Origin of the sequence: Rubricella aquisinus, from assembly GCF_014199445.1 — a bacterium.
In the GTDB taxonomy this organism is placed as follows: domain Bacteria; phylum Pseudomonadota; class Alphaproteobacteria; order Rhodobacterales; family Rhodobacteraceae; genus Rubricella; species Rubricella aquisinus.
On record NZ_JACIJS010000010.1, the window covers coordinates 54,234 to 79,203 of the forward strand.

At 62.7% G+C, this 24,970-nt stretch carries 25 protein-coding genes; 18 read left to right on the top strand and 7 right to left on the bottom strand.

What is annotated here, in order from left to right; genetic code table 11:
* Positions 1-36: 36 nt before the first annotated feature.
* From FHS89_RS14680 to FHS89_RS14695, 4 genes are all read left to right on the top strand, one after another.
* Positions 37-816, top strand: a complete 780-nt coding sequence (locus FHS89_RS14680; RefSeq protein ID WP_184012877.1) for an ABC transporter ATP-binding protein — start codon at positions 37-39, stop codon at positions 814-816.
* A gap of 64 nt (positions 817-880) precedes the next feature.
* Complete coding sequence (locus FHS89_RS14685) at positions 881-1,591, top strand: ABC transporter ATP-binding protein (protein ID WP_221229454.1); 711 nt, start codon at positions 881-883, stop codon at positions 1,589-1,591.
* A 6-nt stretch (positions 1,592-1,597) separates the two neighbouring features.
* A complete protein-coding gene (locus tag FHS89_RS14690; protein ID WP_184012904.1) occupies positions 1,598-2,608 on the top strand; it encodes an ABC transporter permease subunit in 1,011 nt (336 codons plus the stop codon).
* On the top strand, positions 2,608-3,909 hold the full coding sequence (locus FHS89_RS14695; RefSeq protein ID WP_184012879.1) for a branched-chain amino acid ABC transporter permease: 1,302 nt from the start codon (positions 2,608-2,610) through the stop codon (positions 3,907-3,909). The genes FHS89_RS14690 and FHS89_RS14695 overlap by 1 nt, the downstream gene beginning before the upstream one ends.
* Before the next feature lie 55 nt (positions 3,910-3,964).
* Here the strand turns inward: FHS89_RS14695 and FHS89_RS14700 are convergent, their stop codons facing one another.
* From FHS89_RS14700 to FHS89_RS14710, 3 genes are all read right to left on the bottom strand, one after another.
* Complete coding sequence (locus tag FHS89_RS14700; RefSeq protein ID WP_184012880.1) at positions 3,965-4,729, bottom strand: enoyl-CoA hydratase/isomerase family protein; 765 nt, start codon at positions 4,727-4,729, stop codon at positions 3,965-3,967.
* Entirely contained in the window at positions 4,726-5,514 is a 789-nt protein-coding gene (locus FHS89_RS14705) for an exodeoxyribonuclease III (RefSeq protein ID WP_184012881.1), read from the bottom strand. The genes FHS89_RS14700 and FHS89_RS14705 overlap by 4 nt, the downstream gene beginning before the upstream one ends.
* Before the next feature lie 285 nt (positions 5,515-5,799).
* Positions 5,800-6,486, bottom strand: coding sequence for a response regulator transcription factor (locus FHS89_RS14710; RefSeq protein ID WP_184012882.1), 687 nt, complete (start codon positions 6,484-6,486; stop codon positions 5,800-5,802).
* 151 nt (positions 6,487-6,637) lie between these two features.
* Between FHS89_RS14710 and ribA the strand changes: the two genes are divergently transcribed.
* Together ribA and FHS89_RS14720 are read left to right on the top strand one after the other, a co-directional pair.
* Positions 6,638-7,729 (top strand): GTP cyclohydrolase II, encoded by a 1,092-nt coding sequence (gene ribA / locus FHS89_RS14715; RefSeq protein WP_184012883.1) that lies wholly within the window; start codon positions 6,638-6,640, stop codon positions 7,727-7,729.
* Positions 7,726-8,223 carry a L,D-transpeptidase family protein gene (locus tag FHS89_RS14720; RefSeq protein WP_184012884.1) on the top strand — a complete coding sequence of 166 codons (498 nt, stop codon included), beginning with the start codon at positions 7,726-7,728 and terminating at the stop codon, positions 8,221-8,223. The genes ribA and FHS89_RS14720 overlap by 4 nt, the downstream gene beginning before the upstream one ends.
* On the opposite strand, the gene FHS89_RS14725 is transcribed toward FHS89_RS14720, so the two are convergent.
* The gene (locus FHS89_RS14725; protein WP_184012885.1) at positions 8,214-8,867 is read right to left on the bottom strand and encodes a YggS family pyridoxal phosphate-dependent enzyme; all 654 of its coding nucleotides are present in this window, start codon (positions 8,865-8,867) and stop codon (positions 8,214-8,216) included. The genes FHS89_RS14720 and FHS89_RS14725 overlap by 10 nt on opposite strands.
* A 109-nt stretch (positions 8,868-8,976) precedes the next feature.
* The gene (locus FHS89_RS14730) at positions 8,977-9,894 is read right to left on the bottom strand and encodes a porin (protein ID WP_184012886.1); all 918 of its coding nucleotides are present in this window, start codon (positions 9,892-9,894) and stop codon (positions 8,977-8,979) included.
* Between the two features lie 259 nt (positions 9,895-10,153).
* On the opposite strand from FHS89_RS14730, the gene FHS89_RS14735 reads away from it, so the two are divergent.
* From FHS89_RS14735 to FHS89_RS14755, 5 genes are read left to right on the top strand one after another with little or no spacing between them, the layout of a single operon-like run.
* On the top strand, positions 10,154-10,627 hold the full coding sequence (locus FHS89_RS14735; RefSeq protein ID WP_184012887.1) for a DUF3576 domain-containing protein: 474 nt from the start codon (positions 10,154-10,156) through the stop codon (positions 10,625-10,627).
* Between the two features lie 30 nt (positions 10,628-10,657).
* Positions 10,658-13,237: a leucine--tRNA ligase gene (gene leuS / locus FHS89_RS14740; protein ID WP_184012888.1), complete on the top strand. Its 2,580-nt coding sequence runs from the start codon at positions 10,658-10,660 to the stop codon at positions 13,235-13,237.
* Positions 13,224-13,733 (top strand): LPS assembly lipoprotein LptE, encoded by a 510-nt coding sequence (gene lptE / locus FHS89_RS14745; RefSeq protein ID WP_184012889.1) that lies wholly within the window; start codon positions 13,224-13,226, stop codon positions 13,731-13,733. The genes leuS and lptE overlap by 14 nt, the downstream gene beginning before the upstream one ends.
* Positions 13,730-14,749 carry a DNA polymerase III subunit delta gene (gene holA / locus FHS89_RS14750; RefSeq protein WP_184012890.1) on the top strand — a complete coding sequence of 340 codons (1,020 nt, stop codon included), beginning with the start codon at positions 13,730-13,732 and terminating at the stop codon, positions 14,747-14,749. Before lptE ends, holA begins: the two co-directional genes overlap by 4 nt.
* 11 nt (positions 14,750-14,760) lie before the next feature.
* Entirely contained in the window at positions 14,761-15,369 is a 609-nt protein-coding gene (locus FHS89_RS14755) for a glutathione S-transferase family protein (protein WP_184012891.1), read from the top strand.
* A 134-nt stretch (positions 15,370-15,503) separates the two neighbouring features.
* Here the strand turns inward: FHS89_RS14755 and FHS89_RS14760 are convergent, their stop codons facing one another.
* A complete protein-coding gene (locus FHS89_RS14760) occupies positions 15,504-16,613 on the bottom strand; it encodes a TRAP transporter substrate-binding protein (RefSeq protein WP_184012892.1) in 1,110 nt (369 codons plus the stop codon).
* 12 nt (positions 16,614-16,625) lie between these two features.
* A complete protein-coding gene (locus FHS89_RS14765; RefSeq protein ID WP_184012893.1) occupies positions 16,626-17,672 on the bottom strand; it encodes a type 2 periplasmic-binding domain-containing protein in 1,047 nt (348 codons plus the stop codon).
* 180 nt (positions 17,673-17,852) lie between these two features.
* Here FHS89_RS14765 and FHS89_RS14770 point away from each other — a divergent pair, with 180 nt between their 5' ends.
* From FHS89_RS14770 to lpxK, 7 genes are all read left to right on the top strand, one after another.
* The gene (locus FHS89_RS14770) at positions 17,853-19,343 is read left to right on the top strand and encodes a hypothetical protein (protein ID WP_184012894.1); all 1,491 of its coding nucleotides are present in this window, start codon (positions 17,853-17,855) and stop codon (positions 19,341-19,343) included.
* Positions 19,344-19,391: 48 nt separating this feature from the next.
* Positions 19,392-20,735, top strand: coding sequence for a TldD/PmbA family protein (locus FHS89_RS14775; RefSeq protein WP_184012895.1), 1,344 nt, complete (start codon positions 19,392-19,394; stop codon positions 20,733-20,735).
* Positions 20,728-21,519 carry a 3'(2'),5'-bisphosphate nucleotidase CysQ gene (locus tag FHS89_RS14780; protein ID WP_343051505.1) on the top strand — a complete coding sequence of 264 codons (792 nt, stop codon included), beginning with the start codon at positions 20,728-20,730 and terminating at the stop codon, positions 21,517-21,519. Before FHS89_RS14775 ends, FHS89_RS14780 begins: the two co-directional genes overlap by 8 nt.
* 77 nt (positions 21,520-21,596) lie before the next feature.
* Positions 21,597-21,839 (top strand): DUF4170 domain-containing protein, encoded by a 243-nt coding sequence (locus tag FHS89_RS14785; RefSeq protein WP_184012896.1) that lies wholly within the window; start codon positions 21,597-21,599, stop codon positions 21,837-21,839.
* Between the two features lie 20 nt (positions 21,840-21,859).
* Positions 21,860-22,615, top strand: a complete 756-nt coding sequence (locus tag FHS89_RS14790; RefSeq protein WP_184012897.1) for a lysophospholipid acyltransferase family protein — start codon at positions 21,860-21,862, stop codon at positions 22,613-22,615.
* Positions 22,612-23,898: a 3-deoxy-D-manno-octulosonic acid transferase gene (locus FHS89_RS14795; RefSeq protein WP_184012898.1), complete on the top strand. Its 1,287-nt coding sequence runs from the start codon at positions 22,612-22,614 to the stop codon at positions 23,896-23,898. Before FHS89_RS14790 ends, FHS89_RS14795 begins: the two co-directional genes overlap by 4 nt.
* The gene (gene lpxK, locus FHS89_RS14800) at positions 23,895-24,875 is read left to right on the top strand and encodes a tetraacyldisaccharide 4'-kinase (RefSeq protein WP_184012899.1); all 981 of its coding nucleotides are present in this window, start codon (positions 23,895-23,897) and stop codon (positions 24,873-24,875) included. The genes FHS89_RS14795 and lpxK overlap by 4 nt, the downstream gene beginning before the upstream one ends.
* The last annotated feature ends 95 nt before the right edge of the window (positions 24,876-24,970 follow it).

The following is a 24,970-nucleotide window of genomic DNA, read 5'->3' on the forward strand; positions in this document are numbered from 1 at the left end:
GGGATAATTCCCGGGCCGCTTTGCAAGGGGGTGCCCATGATCCGCGTTGAAAACCTGCATATGCATTTTGGTGGGATCCGTGCCGTGAACGGTGCGAGCATCGAAATCGCGAGCGGCTCCATCACCGGGCTGATCGGCCCGAATGGCGCGGGCAAGACGACATTGTTCAACGTGATTGCCGGTCACTATCAGCCGACATCCGGGCATGTATATCTGGACGGGCAGGAGATCACCGGCCTGCCGCCGCATGAACTGTTCCACCGGGGGCTGTTGCGGACCTTTCAGATCGCCCATGAGTTTTCGACCCTGACGGTACGCGACAACCTGATGATGGTGCCCGGCGGGCAGATGGGCGAGGGCCTGCTCAACGCATGGCTGCGCCCCGGTCAGGTCGCCGCTCAAGAGGCTGATCTGCGGCGCAAAGCCGATGAGGTGATCGAATTTCTGGAGATTTCCCATGTGGCCGACGAATTGGCCGGGAACCTGTCGGGCGGGCAGAAAAAGCTGCTGGAGCTTGGCCGCACAATGATGGTGGACGCCAAGATCGTGTTTCTTGATGAGGTCGGCGCGGGTGTGAACCGGACGCTGTTAAACACCATCGGCGATGCGATCCTGCGGCTTAACAAGGAGCGCGGCTACACGTTCTGCATGATCGAGCATGACATGGATTTCATCTCTCGACTGTGTGACCCGGTGATCGTGATGGCGGAAGGCGCGGTTCTGGCCGAAGGCACGGCAGAGGCCGTGAAATCCGACGAGCGCGTGATCGAAGCCTATCTCGGGACCGGATTGAAGAATAAGGAGCCTACGGCATGATTATTCTTGGTTTTCCCCTGCGGGCAAAACATGCCTCCGGCGGGGTATATTTGAAGAAAGTGAATTGGGCATGAGTTTCCTCATCGGCGACGGCATGACCGGCGGCTATGGCAGTGCCGATATTCTGCATGACTGCACCATCGCAGTGGAGAAGGGAGAGATCGCGGTGATCGTCGGGCCGAACGGGGCCGGGAAATCCACCGCGATGAAGGCCGTGTTCGGGATGCTGCCCTTGCGGCTCGGACACGTGCGGCTGGAGGGCGAGGATATCACGGCGCTGACGCCTCAGGCGCGGGTCGCCAAGGGCATGGCTTTTGTCCCGCAGACGCAGAATGTGTTCACCTCCCTGACCGTGCAGGAAAATCTGGAAATGGGCGCTTATCTGCGCCGCGATGATATTCGGGGAACGATGGAGCAGGTGTTCGATCTGTTTCCGATCCTCGGGGAGAAGCGGCGGCAACCCGCGGGGGAGCTATCCGGGGGGCAGCGTCAGCAGGTGGCCGTGGGCCGCGCGCTGATGACGCAACCGAGTGTCCTGATGCTCGATGAGCCGACCGCGGGTGTCAGCCCCATCGTCATGGATGAACTCTTTGACCGGATCATCGAGGTTGCCCGCACCGGGATCGCCATTCTGATGGTGGAGCAGAACGCGCGCCAGGCGCTCAACATCGCGGATCGCGGCTATGTTCTGGTGCAGGGTGAGAACAGATACACCGACACGGGCGAGGCGCTGCTGGCGAACCCCGATGTGCGGCGCAGTTTCTTGGGGGGTTGAGGGATGGTGGATATTCTCAACGCATTGGTCTTGTTCTCGAATTTCGTGCTGATCCCGGGCCTTGCCTATGGGGCGCAACTGGCGCTCGGGGCGCTGGGGGTCACGTTGATTTATGCGGTGTTGCGGTTCTCCAACTTCGCGCATGGTGATTTGATGGCCTTTGGCACCATGGCGACGATCCTTGTCACATGGTGGTTTCAGAGCATGGGGATCAGTTTCGGGGTGCTGCCGACAGCACTCCTTGCGCTGCCCTTCGGGATCGCGATTGCGGCTGTGATGTCGCTGTTCATGGATCGCGCGGTCTATAGCTTTTACCGCAAGAAGCGGGCGGCGCCGGTTACCTTTGTGATCGCGTCGGTCGGTGTGATGTTCATCCTCAACGGTGTCGTGCGCCTGATCATCGGGCCGGATGACCAGCGGTTTGCCGATGGGGAACGGTTCATCGTGCGGGCGCGCGATTTTGAGGCATGGAGCGGGCTGTCCGAAGGGTTGGCGCTGCGCTCCACTCAGGCGATCACGCTGGTGGTTGCCATCCTGATCGTGATCGCCCTGTTCTGGTTTTTGAACCGCACACGGATGGGCAAGGCGATGCGCGCCTATTCCGACAATGAGGATCTGGCACTGTTGTCCGGGATTGATCCGGCGCGGGTTGTGATGGTGACATGGATCATCGCCGCCGCGCTCGCCACGATTGCGGGTGTGCTTTACGGGTTGGATAAATCATTCAAACCGTTCACCTATTTCCAGCTTTTGCTGCCGATATTCGCCGCCGCGATTGTGGGGGGCATCGGCAATCCGGTGGGGGCGATTGCCGGTGGGTTCGTGATCGCGTTCTCAGAAGTGACCGTGACCTATGCCTATAAACGCTTCCTTGGGCATTTGTTGCCCGAAAACCTTGCGCCTGATGGATTGGTGCAGCTTCTGTCCACCGATTACAAATTCGCGGTGAGTTTCGTCATTCTAGTGGTGGTGCTGCTGTTCCGACCGACCGGCCTGTTCCGGGGGAAGGTGATCTGATGCGCAATATCCTTCTGTTTGCCGCGATGTTCGCGGCGCTTGCGGCGGTCGCGGTGTTTCAAAGCCCGACGCTGGCCATCTCAATCATCAACCTGTGCCTGATCTCGGCGATCATGGCGCTGGGCGTGAACATGCAGTGGGGATATGGCGGGCTGTTCAATGTGGGCATCATGGGGTTTGCCGCGTTGGGCGGTGTCGCTGCCGTGCTTGTCAGCCTGCCGCCCCGACCCGAGGCATGGAGCGCGGGTGGGCTTGGCCTGTTGTCCTCCGGGCTGGCGCTGGTGGTCACCGGGGTGATCGTCGCGCAGATCCGCAAGCGCCTGCCCGCGAGCCGGATGCGTGGTCTCATCACGCTGTTGGCCGTTATCATCGGGTTTTTCACGATCCGCGCGTTTTTCGATCCGGCAACGGATGCGATCGAGGCGCTTGATCCGGCGCAGTTTGGCAATATCGGGGGCTTGGGCCTGCCGATCATTCTGAGCTGGCTGGTGGGCGGGCTTTTCGCGGCGGGGGCCGCGTGGGTCGTGGCCAAGATCGCGCTCGGCCTGCGGTCCGACTACCTTGCCATCGCGACGCTTGGCATTTCGGAGATCGTCATTGCCGTGCTGAAAAACGAGGATTGGCTCGCGCGTGGCGTGAAGAACGTGTCGGGCCTGTCGCGCCCTGTCCCCTATGAAGTGGATTTGCAGGAGGCGCCTTGGTTGATCGACCTTGCCAATACGCTCAGCATGTCGGTCAATGAATTGTCGTCAATTGTTGTGCGGGGCGGCTATGCCGCGCTGTTCCTCATTGTGCTGATCGTGCTGACTTGGGCGGCGGAGCGAGCGTTACGCTCCCCATGGGGGCGGATGATGCGCGCCATTCGCGACAATCGCGATGCGGCGGCTGCAATGGGTAAGGACGTGACCGCGCGGCATATCCAGATTTTCGTGCTTGGCTCTGCGATTGTCGGCGTGGCAGGGGCGATGCTCACTACCTTGGAAGGGCAATTCACGCCCGGCAGCTATCAGCCTTTGCGCTTTACCTTCCTGATCTGGGTGATGGTGATCGTCGGCGGATCGGGGAACAACTGGGGTTCGATCCTTGGCGGGTTCCTGATCTGGTTTGTCTGGGTGCAGGCGGAGCCAGCGGGCCTGTTGATCATGGATGCCGTCACCGCTGGGTTCGGTGAGGACAGCGCGATCCGCGCGCATCTGCTGGATGCCGCGCCCCATATGCGCCTCCTGTTGATGGGGTTGATCCTGCTCACGGTCATGCGGTTCAGCCCGCGCGGTCTGATCCCCGAAGTCATCCGCCGCTAAACGGCAAAGGGCCACGCAATCGCTGCGTGGCCCTGTTGCGTTTGGCTTTCCCGCCTTAGCCGAGGGTCGGATCGTCGAATTTCGGCGTGCGTTTCTCTTTGAGCGCGGCAAGCCCCTCCTTATGCTCGGCGGAGGAGAAGCTGCGCATCATTTTCTCAATGGATGCGGCGGTATCAAGGTGCTGATGCTCTGCCTGAAGGATCGCCATCTTCATGCCCTGCACAGCATCGGGCGCGAGGCTCGCGATGTGGTGGGCCGCGGTGACGGTCTTTTCCGACAGTTGATCCAATGGCACGATGGAGGTCAGGAACCGGCTTTGCAAAAGGTCCATATCGCCCAGCGTATCGGCGGCAAGGAACAGGCGCCGTGCCACTTCCGGGCCAAGCCGGTTGACCACCCGCTCGATCCCGTCGGGCGGGTAGTAGATGCCGAGCCGGGCTGCTGGGATGCTCGCCTTCATCCCCCGCACGCCAAAGCGGAAATCGCAGGCCAGCGCCAGATCGAAGCCCGCGCCATAGACCCCGCCATTGAGGGCCGCAATCGTTGGCTGGCGCACGTTCTCCAGCCGGTCGATGAATTTCGCATAAGGATTCTCGGTGAGCTTGCCCGCGCGGATCGTGCCGAAATCGGCCCCCGCGCAGAAAGATTTGCCACTGCTGCCGATCACGATCACCCGGATCGCCGGATCGGCCTCGAATGTATCGAGGGCGCGGCCCATCACCGCCAGCATGTCCATGGTCAACGCGTTGTGCCGCTTGGGCGCGTTCATGATGATATGGCCGATGGGGCCATCGGTAAGCACGCGTACTTCGTCTGTCATTCGTGAAACTCCGCAAAAACGGGGGCATGGTCAGATGGTTTTTCCCAGCCGCGCGCGTCGCGCAGAATGCGGGAGGAGCCGTCAACGGCCCGCATATCGGGGGTGGCCCAGATGTGATCGAGCCTGCGGCCCTTATCCGCGGCGGACCAGTCCTTCGCCCGGTACGACCACCAGGAATAAACCTTTCCCTCGGGCATATGCTGGCGGGTGATGTCCTGCCAATTGGCGGCGGCCTGCACAGCGGCAAGGTGGTCCACTTCAATCGGGGTGTGCGACACGACCTTAAGAAGCTGTTTGTGGGACCAGACGTCATCCTCCAAAGGGGCGATGTTCAGATCGCCCACCAATACCGCCCGCGTGGGAGGCTCTGCCGTGAACCAGTCGCGCATTTCTGATAGGAAATCGAGCTTGTGGCCGAATTTGACGTTCTTGTCCCGGTCCGGCTCATCCCCGCCCGCAGGGACGTAGAAATTGTGGATGGTCATCCCGTTTTGCAGGCGGGCGGCAACATGACGGGCATCGCCCTTGCCGCAGAAATCATGCGATCCGGCATCCTCAATCTGCAGGCGCGACAGGATCGCGACGCCATTATAGCCCTTCTCCCCCCGGGCAACGATATGGGCATAGCCCGCATCCGCGAACACTTCGACGGGGATTTTATCGACCGGCGATTTGGTTTCCTGCAAGCACAGGACATCGGGCGCTTCGTCGCGCAGGAGCCGCTCCACAATCGGCGCGCGCAACCGCACGGAGTTGATGTTCCAGGTGCAGACTTTAATCGACATGAGCTCCCCCTCTTGGTCGCCGCAAGATTGGCCCGTGCGCCCATGCGGTACAAGCCCGAATTATGCGGAAAACCTACCCCCTGAAAAGGAACCACCTGACCCCGGGGGAGGGGCCAGGCGGAAATCCCAGAGGGATAGCCACTTTGGAGGGGGGATAAAGTGGCGTTCAGTCGGTTGCGGTAATTGGGGGGTCCCAACCGACATCTTCACTCTATTGCGTCGCAGCACTCAGCGCAACAAAAGTTCGCCTCAATCTGTCAATTTACGCCTTATTTCACTCAAAACTCACGCTACAAGCCGATATCCGCCGGATTCAGTGACGAGTAGGGTTGCATTGGAGGGATCAGATTCAATCTTTTGGCGAAGTCGGTAGATATGCGTTTCAAGGGTATGAGTCGTTACAGCCGAATTGTAACCCCAGACCTCATGTAACAGAACGTCCCGCGGAACGACCCCATCATTGGCCCGATAGAGGAATTTGAGGATGTTCGTTTCCTTCTCCGTCAGGCGGATTTTGCGGTCTGCATCGTCCACCAGCATCTTGGCCGATGGTTTGAACGTGTATTGGCCGACGGTGAACACCGCGTCCTCGCTCTGTTCATGTTGGCGCAGTTGCGCGCGGATGCGGGCGAGCAGGACCGGGAATTTGAACGGCTTGGACACATAGTCATTCGCGCCGCTATCGAGCCCGAGGATCGTGTCGCTGTCCGTGGAATGGCCGGTCAGCATCATCACGGGGCTTTTCACCCCTTGCTTGCGCATCAGGCGGCACAATTCGCGACCATCCATGTCGGGCAAACCCACATCAAGGATGATCAGGTCGTAATGTCCCGATTTCACCTTGGCGAGGCCATCCGCCCCGTCGCCCGCCTCAAAAACATCGAACTCATCCGTAAGGACAAGCTGATCGGCAAGCACTTCGCGCAGATCTTCGTCATCATCCACGAGGAGGATTTTGCGTAATGTGCTCATGACAGGCTCCATGTTGAGTTTGTGTTCAACCGGATTTGAGCGGGAAGCTGTTTGTGTTCAAGTCTGTGTGTCATCCGCTCACGCCCCTGTGTTGCATTCCCGGTCAATGTTACATATCCGGGCTGATAGGAAGGCTGGAAAAGGGGCGCGCATGGCTATCGGTCCGACACAGGAGGAGCAGATCGCCCGCGCACGGGCAGAGATGCGGATGGGTGTTCCTGTCGTGCTTGCAGCCCCTGATGGTAGCGGATTGCTTGCCCTGCCGATTGAAACGCTGAACACCACGCGGTGGGACGAGTTGCGCCAGCTTGGCGCGCCCGTGCTGGTATTGACGGCCCGGCGGGCGGATACGCTGCGCGCGCGGGCCTATGATGGCGACATTGCGCGCATCGCCCTGACGGGGGAGGAGAGCCTGACATGGCTTCAGGCGACAGCCGATCCCGCCGCCGATTTGCGCTATCCGATGAAAGGCCCCTATATCGCTCAGCGTGACGGCGATGCGGGGTTGCACCGCCATGCCGTCACCTTGGCCCGCCGGGCGCAGTTGTTGCCCGCGGTGCTCACCATCCCGCTGCCGGACGCGGGCCCGTTTGCTGACGAGAATGGCTTGCATCTGGTGTCACAGGCGACGCTAGACACTTACCTGTCCCATTGGAGCCCGTTTGAGGAAGTGTCCGCCGGGCGCGTGCCGTTGCATGTGGCCGAGGCTGGGCGCGTGCATGTGTTTCGCGCCCGGGACGGGGCAGAAGAGCATTATGTCATCGAAATCGGCACGCCAGATCGCGCCGCGCCGGTTTTGACCCGGCTGCATTCGGCCTGTTTTACCGGCGATGTGGCCGGATCGCTGAAATGCGACTGTGGCCCGCAATTGCGCGCGGCACTTGCACAGATGGCGGAGGAGGGCGCGGGGCTGCTCCTATATCTCAATCAGGAGGGCCGTGGCATCGGCCTTGCCAACAAGATGCGCGCCTATTCCTTGCAGGATGAAGGGTTTGATACGGTTGAGGCCAATCACCGGCTTGGCTTTGAGGATGATGAGCGGAATTTCCGTGTCGGGTCTGAGATTTTGCAGGCGATGGGCGTGCGTTCTGTCCGGCTGTTAACCAACAATCCCCGCAAGGTCCGCATGATGGACGAAGGCGGCGTCACCGTGGCGGAGCGCGTGCCGCTGCGCGTCGGCCAGACCGAGCAGAACCGCGCTTACCTCGCGACCAAGCGGGACAAGAGCGGTCACGACCTGTGACCGACCTGATCGTGCAGAATGGGCGCGCGCGGTTTGGGCCGCGTGTTCTGCCCTGCGCCATGGGCAAGGGCGGTGTGACCCGTGCAAAGAGGGAAGGCGACGGAGCCACCCCTGCGGGTAGTCATCGGCTGCTCAAGGGATATTACCGCGCGGATCGTCTTGCCCCGCCGCGATCCTGCCTCCGGCTTCAACCGATTGGGCCGGGCGATCTGTGGTCCGACGATGCTGATGACCCCGATTACAACAGGCGCGTGCGCCGTCCGCATCCCTACCGGCATGAGCGCCTGTTCAGGGCCGATCCGCTTTACGATCTTGTGCTGGTCACCGATTGGAACAGCGCGCTCGTGCGCCCCGGTGCTGGCTCTGCGATTTTTCTGCACATATGGCGCCGTCCCGGTTGGGCGACCGAAGGATGCGTTGCGTTCTGCCGCCGTGATCTGATTTGGCTGGCGGAGCGCTGGACACAGCAAAGCCGCCTGATCGTTCAGCCGTAGTCGCGCGCACCGAAAATCGCGGAGCCAACGCGAATATGCGTGGCCCCGAGCGCAATCGCGCGTTCAAAATCGCCACTCATCCCCATCGACAAGCCCGTGATGCCGTTCCGTGCTGCGATCTTGCCCAACAGCGCGAAATGCAAGGAAGGCTCCTCATCAGCGGGCGGGATGCACATCAGCCCGGCAATCGGCAGGTCGAGCGCGCGTACGGTCGCAATGAACGCATCCGCGTCCGAGGGGATCACACCCGCCTTTTGCGGCTCTTCGCCCGTGTTGATCTGTAAGAAAAGGTCGGGGCAGGTGCCGCGCTCCTGCGCCTGATCCGCGATCTTGCGCGCCAGCTTTTCCCGATCAACGGAGTGTATCGCCTCAAAAAGCTCCATCGCCTGTTTGACCTTGTTGGTCTGGAGCGGCCCGAGGAGGTGGACCGACACACCGTCATAGGTGTCGCGAAAAGCGGGCCATTTGCCTGCGGCCTCTTGCACCTTGTTCTCCCCAAACAGCCGGTGACCAGCCTCAAGCACGGCTTCAACCCGTTCGTTCGGTTGTACCTTTGAGACGGCGATCAGCTTCACGTCGCTGCGCGCGCGCCCTGCGGCGTCACAGGCGGCTTTTATCCGGTGTTCGATGTCAGAGAGGGACATGCGGGCCTCCGTTCAGGTCTGAAACTGCCCACTGTATGTAGCCCGTGGCCACAAAAGAAAAGAGCGAGCCCGAAGGCCCGCTCTTCCCGATCAAGTTCTAATCCGAAGATTAGAAGGAGAGGCCGATACCGCCGCCGAACTTGGATGCGCCGGCGTGGGTTTCACCAGCTGCAACCTTTGCAGTTGCGCCGCCGCCGAGGGAGTAGTCAACCCATGCGCCCCATGCGTCGGTGTCTGCGACTGCTTTGTTGTTCACGTCTTCGTATGCGACGCCGATGGTTGCTGCGCCTGCGCCGAAGGTTGCGGAGATACCAGTGGTGGTCTTGCCCTGGTCGCCTGCTGCTGCACCGAATGCAATGCCGGCCTGATCGTCAGTCACGGTTGCGTAGGAAACGGTCACTTTTGCCGGGCCAACGCCTGCCTGAACGGAGAGACCAGAGATGGTGTCGCCGTCGTTCTGCTGGAAGCCGGTGCCGAGTGCGATGGAACCGAAGGAGAACTTCGCGCCGAGGCCGATGGTCTGCTTGGTGGTCGCTGCTGCGGTGTTGCCGTTCTCCCAGGAAGCGGAGATCGTGGTGCCGCCGAACGCGATGTCATAACGGACGAGCTGGGACGCGGTGCCTGCAGCTGCGGTGTCTGCTACGTTGTCGAGGTCGGAGTTGCCGGAGAAGTGGTCTGCTTCGCCTGCGAGGCCGCCGTTCTGGATGTCGTACATTGCGAAGTCGAATGCGCCGTCGGTGTCACCACCGGTCACGGTGCCGAATGCGCCGGACACGAACACTGCTGCGGATTCTTCAACAGGTGCTTCGTCGAAGTCGCCGGTTGCGCCGAAGGAGAGGCCGCCGTCGGTGGAGCCGGTGAAGGACCACACGATGTCGAAGTCGGTGTGCAGGGAGAGGTCTTCGCCAACGTTTGCGTCGTTGGAGGTCAGGCCCAGCTCACCCATACCGGAAACGGTCAGGTCAGCGAAAGCTGCGGTAGCGGAGAATGCGACGAGTGCGGTCGTCGTGAAAAGAACGTTTTTCATGGTTGTCCCTCATGAGTTAAAGCGACACGGGATTCCCTTGTGGGTAAACCGCGTGCCGTGAAATTCATTAAAGACCCCCCTCCGGTCAAGACTTTCGAAACCTTTTCGTGCTCATGCAGTGTGGGTGATGCGCGAATGACACAGTTGTGATCACCAGGTCATCGCGCAGCACAAGCCGCCCTATCCCTAAAACGCTTGTGAGCCTGCCGTCACGCGGATAGAACCGGGGCGATCTTTGGCTCAATATAAGGCAAATCCGATGCGCACATCTTTGATTGCTGGTTTTTCCGGTCTCGTGTTGACGCTGGCGGCATGTAGCCCCGGCCAGGATTTGCGGGTCGAGCCTGAGCTGCCCACGGGTGGGGTAAGCGTAAACCGTCTTTTGTCTGGTGAGGCATTTGCCTCTGCCGGGGAATTTCCGGTCAACAGCCTGTTGTGGCGCGCCTCGCTTGAGACGGTGGATTTCCTGCCCATGGCGTCCACCGATCCGTTCTCCGGCGTGATTGCGACCGATTGGGGTGCGCTTGCTGGCGCGTCGGATGAGCGGTTCCGCGTCACGGTGTTCATCCGGTCCGAAGCGCTTGCCGTGGACAGCCTGCGCGTCGCGATGTTTCGCGAAGTGAACGAGGATGGCCGCTGGGTCGCGGCCCCGGTCAGCCCGCTCACCGTACGCCAGTTGGAAGACGCCATTTTGTTGCGCGCGCGCGAATTGCGCATCGCTGAAGAGGCCTAAACAGGCCCAACACTAAAGTCACGAGTGAACATGTCCCGTTACAACGCCCGCACCGTCGAACCGAAATGGCAACAGGCTTGGGAGGCGGCGGAAAGCTTTGCCGCGCGCCATGATCCGACGCGGCCGAAATACTATGTCCTTGAGATGTTCCCCTATCCGTCGGGCCGCATCCATATGGGGCATGTGCGCAACTACACGATGGGCGATGTGGTCGCGCGCACGAAACGCGCGCAGGGCTTCAACGTCTTGCACCCGATGGGCTGGGACGCTTTCGGGATGCCAGCAGAAAACGCCGCGATGGAGCGGGGCGCGCATCCCGGCGACTGGACCTATCAAAACATCGCGGATATGCGCGAGCAGATGAAGCCCTTAGGCTTTTCGCTCGACTGGACCCGCGAATTCGCGACCTGTGATCCTGACTATTACGGCCAACAGCAGGCCCTGTTCATCGACATGATGGAAGCGGGCCTGATCACCCGCAAATCCGCGATGGTGAACTGGGATCCGGTGGATATGACCGTGCTCGCCAACGAACAGGTGATCGACGGGAAGGGCTGGCGCTCCGGCGCGGTGGTGGAACGCCGCGAGTTGACGCAATGGTTCTTCAAAATCTCCGACATGGCGGATGAATTGCTCGGCGCCTTGGATGGGTTGAAGGATTGGCCCGAGAAGGTCCGCCTGATGCAGGCGAACTGGATCGGCAAGAGCCGTGGTCTGCAATTTTCCTTCGATCTGACCGCGCCCGCGCATGGCATGGACAAGGTGGAGGTCTACACCACCCGGCCTGACACGCTGATGGGCGCGAGCTTTGTCGGCATCTCCCCCGATCATCCCTTGGCCAAGGCGCTGGAGGCGGAGAATGCCGACCTCAAGGCGTTCAACGACGAATGCCGCAAAACCGGCACATCCGAGGAAGCACTGGAAAAGGCTGAAAAACGGGGGTTTGACACAGGGCTGAAAGCCCGCCATCCGCTGAACCCGGATTGGGAGCTGCCGGTCTGGGTCGCCAATTTCATCCTGATGGATTACGGCACCGGTGCGATTTTCGCCTGCCCGGCCCATGACCAGCGCGATCTGGATTTCGCGCGGAAATACGACCTGCCGGTGATTGATACCTTTATTGCCGCTGAAAACGGCGCGCCTGTGACGGATGAGGCGTTCGTGCCGCCGAAATCCGAGGCCGTGAAATGGATCGACCATTTCGCCGGGCTGGATGTGGCAACCGGGGATGAGGCGATCGACCGGACCATTGATTTCGCGGAAAAGGCAGGCTGGGGGGAAGGCGTCACCAAATTCCGCCTGCGCGACTGGGGGCTGAGCCGTCAACGCTATTGGGGTGCGCCGATCCCGATGGTGCATTGCGACGATTGCGGTCTGGTGCCGGAGAAGAAGGAAAACCTGCCCGTCGAATTGCCGCGTGATGTCGATTTCTCAACCCCCGGCAACCCGCTTGACCGCCACCCGACATGGCGCGACACGCCATGCCCGTCCTGCGGCAAACCGGCAAAGCGTGAGACGGACACGATGGACACCTTCGTCGATTCGTCATGGTATTTCGCGCGCTTCACGTCGCCGCGCGCGGATACGCCCACGGACCTTGATGAGGCGTCCTATTGGATGAATGTGGACCAGTATATCGGCGGGGTGGAGCACGCGATTTTGCACCTCCTTTATTCGCGGTTCTTTGCGCGCGCGATGGTCAAGACCGGCCACCTGCCAGCCTCCGCGTCGGAGCCGTTCAACGCGCTCTTTACGCAAGGCATGGTCACGCATGAGACCTACGAGACACGCAATGATGCTGGCCGCCCTGTCTATCACACGCCTGATGAGGTGGTGCGTGACGGCGACGCCGTGCGCTTGGCCGATGGCACGCCGGTTACGGTCGGCCCGATCATCAAGATGTCGAAATCGAAGAAGAATGTCGTCGATCCGATGGACATTATCGATCAATACGGGGCTGATACCGCGCGTTGGTTCGTGATGTCCGACAGCCCGCCGGAGCGGGACGTGGAATGGACCGCCGCGGGGGCAGAGGCGGCATGGAAGCACCTCCAGCGGGTCTGGCGACTGGTCGCCGAAGGCGATCATAGCGCCGAAGGAGTGGCCCCAGAGGGGTCCGAGGAGGCGCTCACCCTCACCAAGCTCACCCATCGCACCATTCGCGATGTGAGCGACGGGATCGCGCAATTCCAGTTCAACAAATCCGTGGCGAAACTCTATGAGTTGACCAACGCCATCGCAAAATCCAAAGGCACCGGCGCGGCAGAGAAATCCGCGCGCCATTTCGCGCTTACCACCATGGCGCAGCTGATGCAGCCCATGACCCCCCATCTGGCGGAGGAAATGTGGGCGGCGCTGGGCGGGTCTGGTCTGGTGATTGACGCGCCATGGCCCGTGGCCGATTACAGCTATCTGGTCGAGAATACCGTGACCCTGCCCATTCAGGTCAATGGCAAGCGGCGCGGAGAGGTGACAGTGGCCGCTGACGCCAGCAAGGAAGAGATCGAAACCCTTGCCCTCGCGGATGGGGCGGTGCAGCGTTTTCTGGATGGAAAGCAGCCCCGAAAGGTGATCGTCGTGCCCGGTCGCATCGTGAATGTCGTCGTTTGATCCCACGCGCCGCCGCCTTCTGGGCGGTTTGGGGGCCATTTTGGCCCTCACTGGCTGTGGGTTCGCGCCGGTGTATTCGGATGGTCGCGCGGCGACATCGCTTCTGGGCAATGTCGCGGTCGATAGTCTGCCGGGGCGCGAAGGCTTCATTCTGCGGGAACGCCTGCGGGAGCGCTTGGGCGGTGTGCCCATCGGGCAACCCCGCTACCGGATCAGCACGACCTATAGTGTCAGTTCGGCGGGGCTCAATATTTCCCAATCCGCCAGCATCACCCGCTTTAACCTGACCGGCGTTGCGGAGTTTTCGTTCCGGGACGCGGTGACGGGCGACGTGATTTTCACCGAGAGCGTTCAGGCGGTATCTGCCTATTCCACCACCGGGTCGGCCTTCGCCGCTGAGGTGGCGGAGCGGGATGCGCAGGAACGCCTTGCCCTCACCATCGCGGACCGGATCGCCAGCCGGGTCGCCCTCGCTGCCGAGGCGCTGCCGCAATGAAACTTGGCAAGCGAGAGGCCAACCGGTTTTTCGCCAAGCCGGAACCGGGTGTCGCAGGCATCCTGATTTATGGCCCTGATCCGATGCGGATTGCCCTGAAACGCGAACAACTCGTGCGCGCCCAGATCGGCCCGCAGGGGGAGGAAGAGATGCGCTTTTCGCGCATGATGGGGGCGGATTTGCGCAGCGACAAGGCGATGCTGGGCGATGCGATGGGCGCGCGCGGCTTCTTTCCCGGCCCTCGCGCGGTGCTGCTTGAGGATGCGACGGATACCGTGGCCCCGATGGTCAAGGCAGCCCTTGAGGATTGGCGGGAGGGCGATGCGCTTTTGATCGTTACCGCCGGGCAACTCACCCCGCGCGGCGCGCTGCGCAAACTGTTTGAGCCTGCGAAAAACGCTTATGCCGCGCCGATCTATGCCGATCCGCCCGACCGGGACGAATTGGAGGAGATGATCCGCACAGCGGGCCTGCCTGCGCTGTCACGCCCGGTGATGGAAGACCTCACGACCCTGTCGCGCGATCTTGACCCCGGTGATTTTGCGCAAACGCTGGAGAAGCTGGCGCTCTATACGCTCGGCCAGGTGGAGGTCACCCCCGATGACCTTGCCGCGATCATGCCCCAGTCGACCGAGGCCGAGTTAGACGAGGTGATCGCCGCCGTCGCCCGGCAGGACGCGCGCGCGGTCGCGCCGCTGATGTCACGAATGTTGGCGCAGGGGGTCAATCCTACGACGCTCATCATCATGGTCAGCCGTCATTTCCGGCAGATGCACGCCGTGGCCAGCATGGGCGGTGGGGAGGAGGCGATGATGCGCCTGCGCCCGCCGGTGATGGGCCCACGCAAACGGCAGATGAGCGAGCAATTGAGGCTCTGGTCCGTGCCGATGCTGGAGGCCGCGATCAAGACGCTGATGGATACTGACCTCGCCCTCCGCTCCCCCCGGCCGGTGCCCGATATGGCACTGATCGAGCGGGCGCTAGTGCGCATCGCGATGCAATCGAAACGCAGATAGGAGACTTTGTCATGGCCTATACCCTGATCGGACACCCGCAATCGCGCGCGATGCGCGCCATGTGGATGCTGGAGGAGGCCGGGCAATCCTATGATCTGATCCCGGCCAAACCCGCCTCAGATGAGGCGAAGGCGCATAACCCAAGTGGCAAGGTGCCCGCGCTCAAGGTGGATGGGCAGTTGATCACCGATTCGGTCGCCATTGTGCAGTTTCTGGCGGATCGGCACGGGGTTGGAACGGCAAAGGCGGGAACGGTCGCGCGCGGACAGCAGGACGCGCTGACGCAGTTTGTTGTGGAGGAGATCGACGGCGCGCTCTGGACCGCGTCAAAGCATAAATTCGTGCTGCCCGAGGCCCTGCGCGTGCCGCAGGTGAAGGAGACGGCCCGCGTGGAGTTTGACCGCGCAATCGCGCGCCTGTCGGCTTATCTAGGCGAGCAGGATTATCTGATGGGCGACGCGTTTTGCGTGCCCGATCTGATTGCGTCTCATTGCCTTGGCTGGGCGCGGGCCGCGAAATTCGATGTCACGGATGAGCGGGTCGTGGCTTACGGTAAACGGTGCCGTGCGCGGCCAGCCTTCCGGCGGGCATTAGAGCGTGCGGCGGAGACCCGGGCGTAGCGCTCCCGCACGTCGCTGACGCTCCCTTTGGGCCGGGCCGCGCCTTGCGGCGCGGACGCGCGCCGCGCGGGGTATATTTGAAGAAAGTGAATTGATGCGCTGGCCGGATTGGACGGCCAGCGCATCGTTTTGGATCAGAAAAGGCTCTCGTAGGCACCGCCGCGCGCATCCCGACGCGCGAAATAGTTGGCGAAGCTGTCCGCCGTCCAGTCCACAAGCGCATCCTGATAGGCGGTGAAGCTTTCCACGACGCGGCGGCCATAATCGTCATCATCCGCCACGCTGCCGCGCACCCGCATCGACGTTTCGGCCAGACGGTCAAACACCGCATCCGGCACACGGGTCGGGCGGGTGCCAAACTCGCGCTGCATCTGCGACAGGGCGAGGCCATTGCCACCATAATAGGCGGAGCAAAGCTGCGAGTTTTCCATATCCGCCGCCGTCTCGAAGATCAGGCGATCACGGTCATCGAGATTGTCCCAAACCCGCTTGGTGATCCCCATGGCAGAGACCGTTCCCGGCTCCTGAAAGCCGGGATACATGTAGGTCGCCAGCAATTTGGGGAAGCCGAAATGCAGATCATCCGCAGGGCCGACCCATTCAAGCGCGTTGATATCGCCCGCAAACAGCGCCTCAACGATGTCGCCCGCCGGGGTGACCACCGTATTCGCGCCAAGCTCCCGCAGCACCGCGCCGCCAAGGCCCGGGATCCGCATCGTCAGCGACTGGAAATCCTCCATCGAGGTGATGGGCTGTTCAAACCAGCCGCCCATCTGGACGCCAGTGCCGCCACAGGCCACCGATTTCACGCCATGCTGGGCGTTCAACTCATCCCAAAGCGCCTGACCACCACCATACCGCAACCAGCCATGCTGTTCGGTCATCAATAGGCCAAGCGGCACGGAGGTGAAGAAGTTATAGGCGCGGTGTTTGCCCTGAAAGTAATACTCCGCCGTGTGATACAATTCGATATCACCATTGCCGACAGCGTCATGCACGTCGAACGCGCCCATCAGGGTGCCCGCCGGGAACACTTCGACTTCAATGCGCCCATCGGACAGGGCCGCGATATTGGCCGCGGCGCGTGCAGCACCACCGGACAAAAGCGCAAGATCGCCCGGCCAAGAGGTCGCCATGCGCCAACGCAGGCGACCCTGCGCATAGGCAGGGGCGGCAAGGGGGGCAGCGGCGGTTGCGGCAAGTGCGCCAAGGGCGGCACGGCGGTTGATACGGGTATCCGTCATGATCTGCTCCCTTTATGCGCTAAAGCTGCGGCGGCGATTGGTGGCGAAAGGTGCCTCTGACACGCGGGTCCAGGACTGCACGGCCTCGCCAAAACGCTTATAGCCATCGACAAGGGCTGCGGCTTCCGCGCCATCGCTGGCCAAACCATTGAGCACATCGCGTGCGGCAGGCATCATCGCGTGGAACACATCCTCGTTCAGCGTCGTGACCTCAGCCGCGCCGGTCAGGCGCAGGATCTGCTGGGCGAGCGCGTTGCGCTTGAGCGCTTCGGCCGCAGTGATATGGCTTTGCGCCGTGGTGGCTGCCGTGAGGATGCGCTGCTGCGTTTCGTTCAGCCCATTCCAAGCGGCACTTTTGAGCGTCAGGGACACAGCGGCAGAAGGGCGCGTGATCGTGCCAAGCGCCACCTTGTTCAGGCCACCCATGCCAGCCTGCTGCTGATCGGCAAGCGGCCCGGTCTCCGCGAATGCCGCGCCACCGGGGGCGACCACGTTCATCGCAGGCGTCGTCACATTCGCGCCAAGCGCGGTGTAGAGCCGAGCGGCCAATCCGCGTGCGGCAACGCTCGCGCCGGAGAACGCTGATACATCACCCGGAACCGTCTGTGCCCAGAGGTATTCCGCGCCAGTATCGCCAAGGTAGAAAGACTTCATCCCATGCGCGGCAGAAAGCGCATCCCACAGCGCCTGACCGTTTTCCTGACGGATGAACGCTTCAAGCTCCCGCTCGACAAGGCCACCGGGTGTTGAGGTCATCAGGCCGAAGGCTGCGGATTTGCCCATCCATGCTTCTTCGGCGCCCACGACACCATCCGCGCCCGACAGGGCCGCATCGGCGGCTTGACCCGCGCCATTGGTGACAGTGATCGTCAACTGTCCGCCCGACAGGCCCGACACACGGGCGGCAACAGCCGACAGGATGGCTCCGCGACCTTCCGAACCCTCTGACCAAAGATTTACGATATTAAGTTGCGTTCGCGATTGCCCAAGCGCCGGTGCAGCAAGCGCTGCTCCGGTTCCGAGGGTCGCCGTTCCCGCAAGGAACTTGCGACGATCCATTTTCCGCCTCCCTGACGTTGTGCCTTGTAGTGGCCCCCATTCTAGCGAGTATGACGGATTTGTGAGGGTACTGGAATACCCATAAACACGAAGTTTCGCCGTGATTTGGCCGGTTGCACGTCATGGTCAAAAAGTGCGACCTTATTTGCAACTGAAATTCGTTTTCATTCGGGACAGATAATGAAGAAGCTCGCCTGGGCCGTGATTGCCCTGTTCATCGCCTATACCGCCGGATGGTATTACCAAAGCAAGCAAATCCAGCAGACATTGAACATTGTCGAGGCGGGCAGCACGGCGGATCTGAGCTATTCCGCGCGGATGGTCAGTGGCTACCCGTTCGCGATTGAGGTGACCTATACCGATCTGCTGATCGTCGATGACCTCTCCTTCACCGAAGGGGGAGAGACGGCGGCGACCTTGGTTTACGGCATTCCCAATGTGACGTTGCGCAGCGGTCTACTGGATCGGGGGGTCGTCACGGGGGCCATTCCTGACATGGTGACGCTCGATCTGCTGTTCGCCAATGGCCTGCGAATCCCCCAGCGTTTTGAGACATCCGAAGGGGTCATGTCGTTTCAGATGGATGAGACGCGCATCCAGTTTCAGGCCACTGCGCCGGGCGTGACGCAAACCGTTGCCGTGCCGGATACACTCGACGCGACCGAGCCGGGCGAAGAGCTTGTGGTGGAATTCTCCGATGTTGCGGTGATGGGCAGCGTGCCGGCCACAGCCGCAGGCGGGATGACAAACATCACGTTCAGCACCAACGGCTCCGCCACCACCTTCGACCGAACCACCACTGACGCGAACGGCCACACCAGCCGCAGCCGTCAGGCGTTTGTTGCCGAAGGCGGCACGTTCACATTCACCTCCGGACCAGATGGCAGCTTTGAGATATCGTCCAGTTCGGATGGAACCGAGTCGATCCTTTCGCAGACCCGGCTGGGCGCCCTGAACACCCAGACACAGATGGACGTCGTGCAGACCACTGGCCCGTCGGAATTCCGGCTGTCGCGCGGCACGGACGGGTTCGTGATGACCGTCGACCAGCTTGATGTCGGATTTGAAAGCGTCACGTCCGTCTCAAACGCGCCCGGAGCGGGCATGGCCATTGGCGGCACGATGGCCCGGTTCGGTCTGGGGCTGGAACTGCCCGATGATCTGTCCTCGGGCAAGCGCCCCTTTGCCCTGACGTTCAACATGCAAGACCTTCTGCCCAATGACCAGACAATCGCCCTGTATGATCCGAGCGGAGTTTTTGCCGATCATGCGACTTCTGTTGACCTTGCGATGAACGGCTCTGTGACCATCGCGCCGGGCATTGACGGGCTGGAGGCCCTTTTGTCCCATAGCCAGCCGTTTGAGGAAGCGGTGATGCAGGTGGAGCGGGCTTCCGTCGCGGCCCTTGGTGCGGCGGCGAGCGCGAATGGCCGTGTCCTTGTGCGGGGACCAAGGCCCGAAGATACGCTGTTGCGCCTCAATCTGACCGTCACCGGGGTGCAGGTGCTAGTCAACCAGCTTGTCCGGGCCGGGCTGTTGCCGCCGGAGAATGCGGGCGTGTTCGTGCAGATGATTGATGCGCTGACCGCGCCCACGGATGTGGAAAACCAGCGGATGAGCGAGATCATCTACCAAAACGGGCGATTGGTGATGAATGGCGTGCCGCTCTGACCGGGTCAGGGCTTGACCGGGCTTCACAACCGCGCCACTTGATGGGGCATGACACAGAACCTTTCAGACCTGACCGAGGCCCTTTTGTCCGCCGCGAAACGCCATGGGGCGGATGCGGCGGATGCGATGGCTGTGACCAATGACAGCATTAGCGTCGATGTCCTGAAGGGCGCGCTCGAACAGGCCGGACGGTCTGAGGCGACGGAGATCGGCCTGCGCGTCCTGATCGGGCAGCGCAGCGCCAGCGTGTCCGGCTCCGATCTGCGGGCCGAGACGATCGACACAATGGCGGAGCGTGCCGTGCAGATGGCCCGTCTTGCGCCCGAAGACCCCTATATCGGCCTCGCGGACCCCGCGCAGCTGACCGACCGGCGGGATGCCGAAGGGCTCGATCTGGTGGATGACCATGCCCCGGCACCCGCCGATCTGGAAGCCGCCGCGGCAGAGGCAGAGGCCGCGGCCCTTGCCGTCAAAGGTGTGGCACAGGTGTCCTCTGCCAGCGCGGCCTTTGGGCGCACGGTGATCCATCTGGCGATGACCAACGGCTTTTCGGGCGGCTACGCGCGCACCGGGCACAGCCTCTCTTGCGTCGCGATCTCAGGCGAAGGGCTGGAGATGGAGCGGGACTATCATTTCGACAGCCGCATACATCATGCCGACCTGATCTCCCCGCAGGAGATTGGTCGCATCGCGGGGGAGCGCGCGATTGCACGGGCCAAGCCCCGCAAACCGGCCACCGGCACCTATCCCGTCCTTTATGACGAGCGTGTCGCGTCCGGCCTGATCGGGCATCTGGTGAGCGCGGTGAATGGCGCTGCCATCGCGCGCGGCGCAAGCTGGCTGAAAGACGCGATGGGAGAGGCCGTCCTGCCCGACCATCTGAGCCTGACCGAAGACCCGCTGCGCCCGCGCGTTGGCGGCTCCAAACCCTTCGATGCTGAAGGATTGCCGGTTGCCCGGCGCGATCTGGTCAAGGATGGCGTGTTGCAGGGCTGGACCCTTGATCTGGCCACGGCGCGCAAGCTGGGGCTGACAAGCACCGGGAGCGCGTCGCGCGGCGTGGCTGGTGCGCCGTCACCCGGCGTGACCAACCTTGCGCTGACACAGGGCGACATATCGCGGGACCAGATGATCCGCGATATGGGCACGGGTCTTATGATTACCTCGCTCATCGGCTCCACGATCAACCCCAACACGGGCGATTATTCGCGCGGCGCGTCAGGTTTCTGGATCGAGAATGGCGAGATTGCCTATCCGGTGAACGAATGCACCATCGCGGGGAACCTCCGGGACATGCTGCGCCGGATCGTGCCTGCGAATGACGCGCGCACCCATGTCGGACGCGTCGTGCCGAGTTTGTTGGTGGATGGGATGACCCTTGCTGGTGGATGACCCCGCCGCACCAGACGATCTGCCGATGATGGTTGAGGCCGCGCTTGACGCGGGTGAGATTGCCATGCGCTTTCGTCAGGGGCCGCTGGGCACCCGCGACAAGGGGGATGGACAAGGCCCGGTGACAGAGGCCGACCTCGCCGTCGATGCGATGCTCAAGCAGCGCCTACGTGGCATCCGCCCGCAATATGGCTGGCTGTCGGAGGAAACCCCCGACGATCCGGCGCGCCTGTCCCATGACCGGGTGTTTATCGTCGATCCCATCGACGGCACGCGCGGCTATGCCAATGGCGGCACCGATTTTTGCCACGCGATTGCGGTGGCCGAAAAAGGGCGCGTGATCGCCGCGGTCGCGCATTTTCCCGCCCTTGGCCTGACCTATTCCGCGAGCATTGGGCGCGGCGCCTGGATCGGTGGGGATCACCTGACCCCCTCGAAACAAAAGCTCGCTGATGGCGCGCGTATTCTGGCGGGCAAGCGGCAGATGACCGCGCCCTTTTGGCCCGGTGGCGTGCCGGATGCGAAGGTCGAATTGCGCGGATCGCTGATCTACCGTCTGTGCCTTGTGGCGCAGGGGCGCTTTGATGCCTCCATCACCTTTCGTCCGGCGTGGGAATGGGATGTGGCCGTGGGCGATCTGATCCTGCGGGAGGCCGGCGCGCGGATCACCACCGTCAGCGGTGAGGTGCCGACCTTCAACTCCCCCTCGGCCAAGCTGCCGGGGATCGTGGCTGCAAATGCGGCCCTCCATCCCGATCTGATGGCGCGATTGGCGGCGGAGTAACGGCATCGGGGGCAATTGCGCTTTTGCCCACTGCGGAGTAGGGTCCGCGCGACCCAATTCCAGCTACGGAGCGTCCTATGACACAGCGCCTGCATCTCGTTTTCGGCGGCGAACTCGTCAATCCGCAATCCACCCAATTCACCGATCCGACCCAGATCGACGTGGTCGGCATCTTTCCCGATTATCAGAGCGCCTATAACGCGTGGAAGAACGCGGCACAGCGCACGGTGGATGAGGCGCAGACCCGTTACTTCATCGCGCATCTGCATCGCCTGCGGGATGAGGAAACCTCCGACAGCCCGACCGAAGAACTGGGCTGATCGGTCCATCCCGCGCCGCCATGGGCCTTGCCAACAAGCTTTTGCAACGGGTGCGCCTTGCCGAGGGTGCGACGGGACTGCTGCGCGCGGTGCTGGCAGGCTATTTCCGCCTGTTCTGGTGGACCGCCCGTGTTGAGGTCACGGGTGCCGCGCATCGGGACCGCTTTCGCTCCGGTGCGCGGGGCGGGCTGATCGTGTTTTGCCATGGCTCTTTTGTCTATTGCGCGCGGGAGGCCATCGACGGCATTGCCCTCAACGTGATCGCATCCCGCTCCAAGGATGGGGAAATCGCGCTGATGCCGCTCACCCCGTTTGGTGTGACCGCGATCCGTGGCTCCTCCGCCAACCCCAAGAAGCCGGAAAAGGACAAGGGCGGCACACAGGCCCTGCGCGCCTCCATCGCGTTTTTGAAAGACGCCCCCACCCATGTGCTTGGCATCACGCCGGACGGGCCGCGCGGCCCGCGCGGGCGGGTGAAACCGGGGGCGGCGATCATCTCTGCCCGCACCGGGGCTGAGGTCGTGCCGGTGGGCTATTCCGCGACATGGCAAATCCGGTTTGCAAGCTGGGATCGGTTCCTCCTGCCCTTGCCGTTTGCCAAGGTGCATGTGGTTTGGGGTGATCCGCTGCCTGCCCCCACAGACAGCAGCCGCACCGCGACGGAGGATCACCGCGCCGCCATCGAAGCCGCCCTGATCGCAGCACAGCAGGAGGCCGACCGCCGCGCTGGCCAACCGCTCTACCAGCCCGCGCCCGACGCATGGGACGCGGCATGACCCTGTCACCGCTGATCCATGGCTATCACGCGCTGACTTGGGCGTTGCAGCCTTTGGCCCCGCGCCTGCTCACCCGACGGCTCGCCGCCGGGAAGGAGGACCCCGCGCGTTGGACCGAAAAGCTTGGCCAGCCGACGGCCGCGCGCCCCGATGGCCCGCTTTTGTGGCTCCATGCCGCGAGCGTGGGGGAGGCGCTGTCCACCTTCGAGCTTCTCCGCCGCTTGATGGAGCAGCGGCCCGGCCTGTCGATCCTGCTGACCACGGGCACGCGCACTTCGGCTGAATTGGTGGCCGCGCGCGCGCCTGCGGGCGTGATCCACCAATTTGCGCCGCTTGATACGCCCGTGGCGGTGACGGCCTTTCTTACGCATTGGCGGCCTGATCTTGTGCTCTGGACCGAAAGCGAGCTTTGGCCGCGCCAATTGACCCGGCTGCGGCGGGCGGGTGTGCCGGTGATCCTGATCAACGCGCGCCTGTCGCGCCGCTCTTTCGCGAAATGGAGTTGGGCGCCCTTGGCCGCGCGCGCGGTCCTGCGCTGTTTCAAACGGGTCATGGCGCAGGATGACGACACGGCGCGCCACATCGCGCGCCTTGGCATCAGCCGCCGCTCTATCGAGGTGACGGGCAGCCTCAAGGAAGGCGCCGCACCCTTGCCCCATGACGATCTGGAGCGCAAACGCCTTGCTGCCGTGTTTGGCGGGCGGCCCCTGTGGTGTGCGGCCTCGACCCATGCCGGGGAGGAGGAGATCGTCGCGCGCGCGCACGCCACCGCCCGCCGTGGCCTGCCCGGTCTGACGCTGATCCTCGCCCCGCGCCATCCTGAACGCGGCGATGCGCTGGCCGCGATGCTGCGCGCCGATGGCTTTGTCGTCGCGCAGCGGGGCAAGGGCGAGGTGCCGGATCGGGAGACGGAGGTCTACCTTGCCGATACGCTGGGAGAGATGGGCCTGTGGTATCGTCTTGCTCCGGTGTCGTTTATCGGTGGATCGCTGGTTGAGGTGGGCGGGCATAACCCGTTTGAGCCCGCCACACTTGGCTCCGCGATCCTGCATGGCCCGCATGTGGCGAATTTCGCGGATGGGTATGCGCGGCTTGGCGCGGCGGGCGCGGCACTTTGCGTGGAGACGGCGGATGCGTTGGCCGATCGGCTGGCCCATGCCTTGCGCCCCAGCACAGCGGCCGAAATGGCGGCTGCTGCATGGGATGTGTCGAGCGACGGGGCCGCAACCACGGATCGCGTGCTGGACGTGATCCTCACGGAATTGGAGGCGCGCCTGACATGAGAGCCCCGGCCTTCTGGTCCCGCAAACCGCGTCTGCGCGCCACGCTGCTGGCACCGCTTGGCGCGCTCTATGCCTTTGGCACGGCGCGACGGATCGCGCGGGCCACGCCGGTCAAGGTGGATGTGCCTGTAATCTCCGTCGGCAATATCTCTGCCGGGGGGACCGGCAAAACCCCTGTGGTCATCGCATTGATTGAGCGGCTCACCGCGCGGGGTCTTAGCCCGCATGTCATCAGCCGCGGCTATGGCGGCACGCAGATCGCGCCGCACCGGGTGATGCCGGACGATGCGGCGGAGCGTGTGGGCGATGAGCCGCTTCTCCTGTCGGCCTTCGCCCCGGTTTGGGTCGCGCGTGACCGTGCTGCCGGCGCGCAAAAGGCGGTGGCGGCGGGCGCGGATTGCCTGATCCTTGACGATGCACACCAAAATCCGGGGTTGGCAAAGGATCTCTCTATCGTGGTGATCGACGCGGGCGTGGGTTTTGGCAATGGCCGTGTGATCCCCGCTGGCCCCTTGCGTGAACCGATCCAAAAAGGGCTTGCCCGCGCCGATCATGTGATCCTGATCGGGACGGCGCAGGCGCAGGCGGCGTGCCGCGCCCGCTATCCGATGCTGGCCGATCTCGCGCAAAGTGCGGGGGCGTTGAAACCCTTGGCCATGGGGATGCCGTGGCAGGGCCTGCGGGTGATGGCGTTCGCGGGCATTGGCCGACCGGAGAAATTCTTTCAGAGCCTGCATGATGTGGGCGCTGACATCTGCGCGACCCGCGCCTTTGGCGATCACGCGGCTTTCACCCCGCAGATCCTGTCCCGGCTGGAGGCGGAGGCGAAATCTCTCAACGCCCAGTTGGTCACCACCGAAAAGGATGCGGTCCGCCTGCCCATGCCGATGCGCCGCCGCGTCCTGACCTTCCCGGTCCGGTTGGAGATTGCTGACTGGTCCGCGCTAGACGCGGCCTTGCCCGGCGCGCATACCTGATCCAATTCACTGTCCCTGATTTGGTTGAAGCCTTCGTCTTCAGACGAAAAAGCCGCGCTTCAGCGCGAAACTTTTGCTACATTGGTATCCTCCGG